The organism is Elusimicrobiota bacterium, from assembly GCA_040757695.1.
Taxonomy (GTDB): Bacteria; Elusimicrobiota; UBA8919; order UBA8919; family UBA8919; genus JBFLWK01.
The window spans coordinates 1-5,433 of the sequence record JBFLWK010000117.1 but is presented as its reverse complement, the minus strand read 5'-3'; the positions used below and the strand labels follow the sequence as shown (position 1 = coordinate 5,433).

7 protein-coding genes and 1 riboswitch are annotated in these 5,433 nt (G+C 37.5%); all 7 genes read left to right on the top strand.

Annotated features, from left to right (window positions below; genetic code table 11):
• Nucleotides 1-457 precede the first annotated feature (457 nt).
• Nucleotides 458-808: a single-stranded DNA-binding protein gene (locus AB1349_12635; GenBank protein MEW6558173.1), complete on the top strand. Its 351-nt coding sequence runs from the start codon at nucleotides 458-460 to the stop codon at nucleotides 806-808.
• Between the two features lie 98 nt (nucleotides 809-906).
• Nucleotides 907-1,359 (top strand): RQC domain-containing protein, encoded by a 453-nt coding sequence (locus AB1349_12630; protein ID MEW6558172.1) that lies wholly within the window; start codon nucleotides 907-909, stop codon nucleotides 1,357-1,359.
• Nucleotides 1,313-1,555, top strand: coding sequence for a hypothetical protein (locus AB1349_12625; GenBank protein ID MEW6558171.1), 243 nt, complete (start codon nucleotides 1,313-1,315; stop codon nucleotides 1,553-1,555). Before AB1349_12630 ends, AB1349_12625 begins: the two co-directional genes overlap by 47 nt.
• A 10-nt stretch (nucleotides 1,556-1,565) precedes the next feature.
• Nucleotides 1,566-1,694, top strand: coding sequence for a hypothetical protein (locus AB1349_12620; GenBank protein ID MEW6558170.1), 129 nt, complete (start codon nucleotides 1,566-1,568; stop codon nucleotides 1,692-1,694).
• A gap of 88 nt (nucleotides 1,695-1,782) precedes the next feature.
• Complete coding sequence (locus AB1349_12615; protein ID MEW6558169.1) at nucleotides 1,783-1,929, top strand: hypothetical protein; 147 nt, start codon at nucleotides 1,783-1,785, stop codon at nucleotides 1,927-1,929.
• A gap of 61 nt (nucleotides 1,930-1,990) precedes the next feature.
• A riboswitch (cyclic di-GMP riboswitch) is annotated at nucleotides 1,991-2,175 on the top strand.
• A 94-nt stretch (nucleotides 2,176-2,269) separates the two neighbouring features.
• Nucleotides 2,270-3,670: a HEAT repeat domain-containing protein gene (locus tag AB1349_12610; GenBank protein MEW6558168.1), complete on the top strand. Its 1,401-nt coding sequence runs from the start codon at nucleotides 2,270-2,272 to the stop codon at nucleotides 3,668-3,670.
• A gap of 2 nt (nucleotides 3,671-3,672) precedes the next feature.
• On the top strand, nucleotides 3,673-5,250 hold the full coding sequence (locus AB1349_12605; GenBank protein MEW6558167.1) for a hypothetical protein: 1,578 nt from the start codon (nucleotides 3,673-3,675) through the stop codon (nucleotides 5,248-5,250).
• The last annotated feature ends 183 nt before the right edge of the window (nucleotides 5,251-5,433 follow it).

The following is a 5,433-nucleotide window of genomic DNA, read 5'->3' as shown; positions in this document are numbered from 1 at the left end:
GTTTTGGAGATACCGCCGAATGTTTAAGAGATAGAGAATTATGCTTTGGAGATGCCTCTGAATGTTTAAGCGATAGAGAATATTCTTTAAGCGACAGAGAATAATATTAATTTCCAGAAATAACTCAATGTAGTGCGATTTTATATGAAAAAAAAAAGATTGAAAATTTCAAGTCTGGCACAGTTTGTTCCCCAGTTTGTTCCAGTTTGTTCCCTGGCACAGTTTGTTCCAGTTTGTTCAGTTTGTTCAGTTTGTTGTGGCACAGTTTGTGCACAGTTTGTGCAGTTTGTGGCACAGTTTGGGCAGTTTGGGTCGGCACAGTTTGGGTCAAGTCTGGCACAGTTTGCCCACAGTTTGCCCAGTTTGCCCTTGGCGAGAATGAATTTTACGCTACTGTGTGTAAAAAGCACTACGCAGAAATATATCCGACATTTGGAAAGAAAGGAGGTGAGAATAGATGAACAACATAGTTTTAACAGGCAACATTGTTAGAGATGCAACGTTGAGAGCAACCCAAACAGGCAAGCAGGTCTGCGATGTCAGGTTCGCTGTTAGAGAAGACAGAGCACCAGAAAATGCCGAGACATTATTTCTGGATTTGGTAATCTGGGGAGAGCGGGCGGAAAAACTTGCACCGCACTTAACTAAAGGAAAAGCTCTTGCCGTCAATGGTCGGCTGGAAATCAGAACGAACACGAAAGGCGACAAGACCTACAAGGATGTTAAGGTTGTCGTGAACGAATTGGAATTTCTCTCTAAAAAAGAGAAAGGTGTTTCAGCCACAGACGGAGAGGAAGTGCCGTTTTGAGAAAAGCAGAGTGTAGACAGTAGGGGGTAGAAAAGTCAACGGCTTTTACTACACCCTACACCCTATACCCTACACCCTGCCGTTAAGAGGAGGCGAAGTTGAATTTGTATCAGTTTGTTATTTTATCTCTGATAGAAAAAATATCAGGGAAAAGAGGCAGAGGAACGATTATCGGAATCTTGCGGGGTGGTGACAGGCGGAGCATTCGATCACTTAAAAACAGTGATAACGCACTCGACGAAAGATATTCCGGTATTATGGAACGAGTGCCGAATAAAGTCCTTCTCGCAATTTCAGATGAGTTGCTTAAAGCAGGGCTCATTGAAATAGTTGAGGATAACATCAACGGGCGCTGGTATCCGCTGGTGTATGTCACAGGAAAAGGTCAGGATGCACTTAAAGAAAAATCCGCAGAGTTTTTGCCCGAACTTGAAAAGATACTCAACGCTAACAAAGTGCTAATTGATTTTCAGGCAGGGCTCATCCCGAAAGGAGATGATGCTGATGACAGAAGAAGAGATAGCCGAGAAAAATCAGCAGAAAGCAGTTGACTCTGATGACGATGATTATGCCCAATGGTATAAAGAATTCACCCGACGGGCTAACAGAAAAAATCCTACGCCACTTGCTGTCTATAAAGGCGTTCTTGAGCTCTTGTGTTATCGGGTTCTCGGGTTAAAACTCAAGAACACAAGAACTCGTGAACTCGTGAACGCCGTTGTAAATCTTCCTGCCTGGCTTTATTGAAGAAGAGTTAATGGGTTACCTGTATATTCACGGCTGGAGTTACATAGCAGGAGTTAAGTTTAACTCACCGACGGCGGCAAGAGATATGTCCGTCAACGAAATAAAACTTCTCGGAATAAAAGCACAGGGCTGGTGTTAAAGATTTGTAGTTTCTGATGGTGATTTATCTGTGTAATCTGTGTTTCTTATCTGCCGTCATCTGCGTTTTCAAAAAAAGACTTGACAAAATGCCGAAAATACTTTATAATTATAGCGGACTGAAAAAAGATAAAAAGAAGCAGTGTTATATGTTAGAAAAAAAGAGGTGTCATAATAATACTTTGTTTCTTGTAGTAGCAGAAGTAACACTTGCCTCTGCTTTGAGTAAGTCCTAAAAAGCCCTTGGTAGCAATATCAGGGGCTTTTTATTTCTTTGAAAAGATAGAAATAAAATTATTCCGATAAAGGCACACGCACTTGAAAGATAGTGCCTTCCTGAAAATACAGCAGGATGCCATCGTGAGGTGGGGACGCAAAACCACGGGACTTTTAATTATGTAGCCCCCGAATTTATTCGGGGGTGAGCGTAGCGAAAGTAAGCCAAGTTGCCGAAAACAATAAAAGTCAGCCGGGTTACCGAAGGTAATAATGTAGCCGAGAATTCATTCTCGGTTTTAGGTAACTCGGTTTTTTGTTTTTATAGGAAAAAAAATCTAATTTCAAGTGAGGTGTGAGATGAAAAGAATAATTTTAATGATTGTGATGGTGGTAAGTGGTATCAGTATATGCTGGTTGGCAATGTGGGGAGAAATTATGACAGAAGCTGTAACTAATCAGCAAGGTACTGACCCAAAAATCGAAGAATTTATAAAAACAATGGATGGTTATGTGTTTTCACAGGTAGTATTTTCCGATTTAATAATTGTAGGACAAGTTGATAAGATAGAAAAACTTGATATTCCACTTTTTACTGCAAAAACCATATTATACAAAACAAAAGTAGAAATCAAAGAGACATTAAAAGGTAATTTTAATAACAAGCACATAACTATTTTTTGGGCTCCAGAGGATTGGGGTCTCGGTTGGAAACTTACCCCAGTTGTTGGAGAAGAAACTATTTTTTTCATAGATTTGAACACAGAGCGTGTTTATATACCGTATTTCATCACATCACATTGGCCCGAAAATGTAAAGTTTCATCAAATTCATAAGCGATGGGCACAAGATAGTGTGCGGATTGAAACAGAACCATTTCCTAGAGTTAATAAAGATACGATAATGAAATATTTAGAGTTACTTAATATGGCAAGGCAATCAGAAAAAATAATGAATATATTAAAAGAAAAGTTTAAGAGAGGAATGAAAAATGTAACAAACGAGATTGAAAGAGTAAAGTATGTAGCAGGTTTGTGTTCAGTAATGGATAAGAATGACATTCAATACTTAATTAACTTTTTACATGACCGTATAGGAAAAGAAGGTTCATTAAGTTCGGCTATTATAATGTGGGAATTAGGAATTAGAAAATGTGAGGAAGTGATTGAAACCCTGAAAAAATGGAATAAGCTAAGTAAACATACTAGCTGTGATGCCGGAAAGATTGCTTTATTACAAATAGGAACTAATGAAGCAATGAGAGCTTTTATTGAAATAGTAAAAAGGGATAAACTGTCTCTTTTTACTCCGTGGTATATTTATATGAGCACCGACGCAGTAATTAAACCCATAATAGATTATTTAGATAATATAGATATTAAAGATTATTCTTCTAATGAATTAAATTTCATAGAATTATTAGGTCATACTAGAAATAAAGAAGCTAAAGAATTATTGCGAAAATTACTCAATAAAAACCCGGAATTTTCGACGACAATATTAAGTGCATTATATATGTGTGGTGAAAAAGAAATGAAAGATATTATGTTAAATATGTTAAACGAAAAGTCATCACCCGATAGAAAAAAGATGATGGCAATGCATTATTTGCTTTTAGAATTTAATGATGCTAGATCTATTCCATTTATTGAAAAAGTAATGGAAGATGGCAACGAAAAAGAAAATATACGGTCTGCAAAAAGTATATTGCGCCAATATAGAATAAAGGAATCTGTAAAGCATTTTATTATTGGTAAATAGAAATGAAGAATATTATTACTCATTGGATAAGATGTGAAAAGAATGAATCGGAAATCAAAAAAATTTTTATTATTTTGATTGTTCTTTTCATATATTTTAATAAATTAAATGCCCAGTCTCCAGAAGTAGGATTTGATTACTATTTTCCTAACGTTAATATCATTGATGGAAAATACGTGACAGAAAAAGGAAATCTGAACATTACTATTAAAGGAACAGCCGAGTCAGATTGTGAATTGGATAGAATTGTTATTTGTGATAGTAGTTATGATTTGGTAGAATCTCAATTAAGTAGCACGTTGTATTCGGACGGCAAATGGCGATCCAGATGGAGTTTTGATGTAACACTATCTAAAGCAATGGGTATTAATGGTGAAGGTGTTCATACAATCAGTGCATATGTAGTAGATAGTAATCATTATGTTAGTCCAACTATAATGCGAGACATCATCGTTGATAAGACACCTCCTACGATAGAGCCATTTCCTGAACCTGGTAGTTTAGCAGGGAATTCTTATGAGTATATATTTAGAATGGAAGGGAAACAATGTTGTTGGAGTTACTCTATATCAAAAATCCCTAGATGGATATCCTTTGGTGCAACAGTTACCGACAATCTGAGTGGAGTAGACGAGGGAAGTGTAAGAGGTAGTGGCCCAAAGTCACAGCCAACAACAATAACAAGCGTGACTTGTAAAGGTGGTTCTCGCAGTTTTTCATTTCCTAATCCAACTGAAGAGATGCGGAATATGAATGGCTATATAAATGGTAGTGCATATCTGCACGGGGAACAGAGTTATACAGTAACTGTGTCTGCCAAAGATAAGGCAGAGAATCCAAGTAGTAAAACATGGAGTTTTAATGTAGGGTTAAAAAAATACGAACAAAGTAAACCAAATCCTGATTGTGATAAACCAGATGATTTTGAAGGAGTAAGTTGTGAAGCATTATTGGGGTCAAGTACTACTCAGATATGTTCATATGGTGACCCAATTGGGATAACGGCAAGTGGTTTGTTGGCAGAAAATATTTTACTTTTAGCAGATGTAGGTGAACGATTTGAACTGGTTGATTATAATTTTAATCTATCAGAAATATTGCCGAGGATTAAAGTATTAATTATTCCATCGGGTGGTTTGTATGGGCTTGGTGATGTAGAAAGTTTCAGGAAAAATTTATCTGATTATGTGTCAAATGGTGGCACACTTATTTGTTTTGCGCAACAACACGGTTACGACTTTAATGCCCTGCCACGAGGTAACGAAGTAAGTGCTTACGGTTGGCAGGAAGACCAGTCATGCCAATCAGCATCGGTATACATCAATGAAATATCAGCGATATTCAACGGACAATCTCGTGTTAATCTTGATGTGAATGTGGATGGATACTTCACGAATTGGCCTGCTGATGCGAGGGTACTTTTGCGTAGAACCAAGAACAATATGCCGTGCCTTATAGAATATGAAATAAGAAGCCAGACGCAAGAAGCAAGAAAAGGCAGGGTCATAGTCACTACATTATATTCCGATTTCAGTTATGCACAGGGCTCATTATCACAACGATTTAGGGGACGGGGTTGAAATGGTTCATCGATTTAGGGGACGGGGTTGAAATGGTTCATCGATTTAGGGGACGGGGTTGAAATGGTTCACTTACGAGTAACAAAAAGGCAAGTTAAAGGTTAAAGGTTAAAAGTTAAAATGGAAAATGGGGACGCTTCTAATATTTGAGTGGATACAAATGGATTCCCGACAGGGGCACTC

Coding starts and splice junctions, on each gene's coding strand:
- AB1349_12635 (MEW6558173.1), top strand. CDS start 458: ATGAACAACATAGTTTTAACAGGCAACATTGTTAGAGATGCAACGTTG.
- AB1349_12625 (MEW6558171.1), top strand. CDS start 1,313: ATGACAGAAGAAGAGATAGCCGAGAAAAATCAGCAGAAAGCAGTTGAC.
- AB1349_12620 (MEW6558170.1), top strand. CDS start 1,566: ATGGGTTACCTGTATATTCACGGCTGGAGTTACATAGCAGGAGTTAAG.
- AB1349_12615 (MEW6558169.1), top strand. CDS start 1,783: ATGCCGAAAATACTTTATAATTATAGCGGACTGAAAAAAGATAAAAAG.
- AB1349_12610 (MEW6558168.1), top strand. CDS start 2,270: ATGAAAAGAATAATTTTAATGATTGTGATGGTGGTAAGTGGTATCAGT.
- AB1349_12605 (MEW6558167.1), top strand. CDS start 3,673: ATGAAGAATATTATTACTCATTGGATAAGATGTGAAAAGAATGAATCG.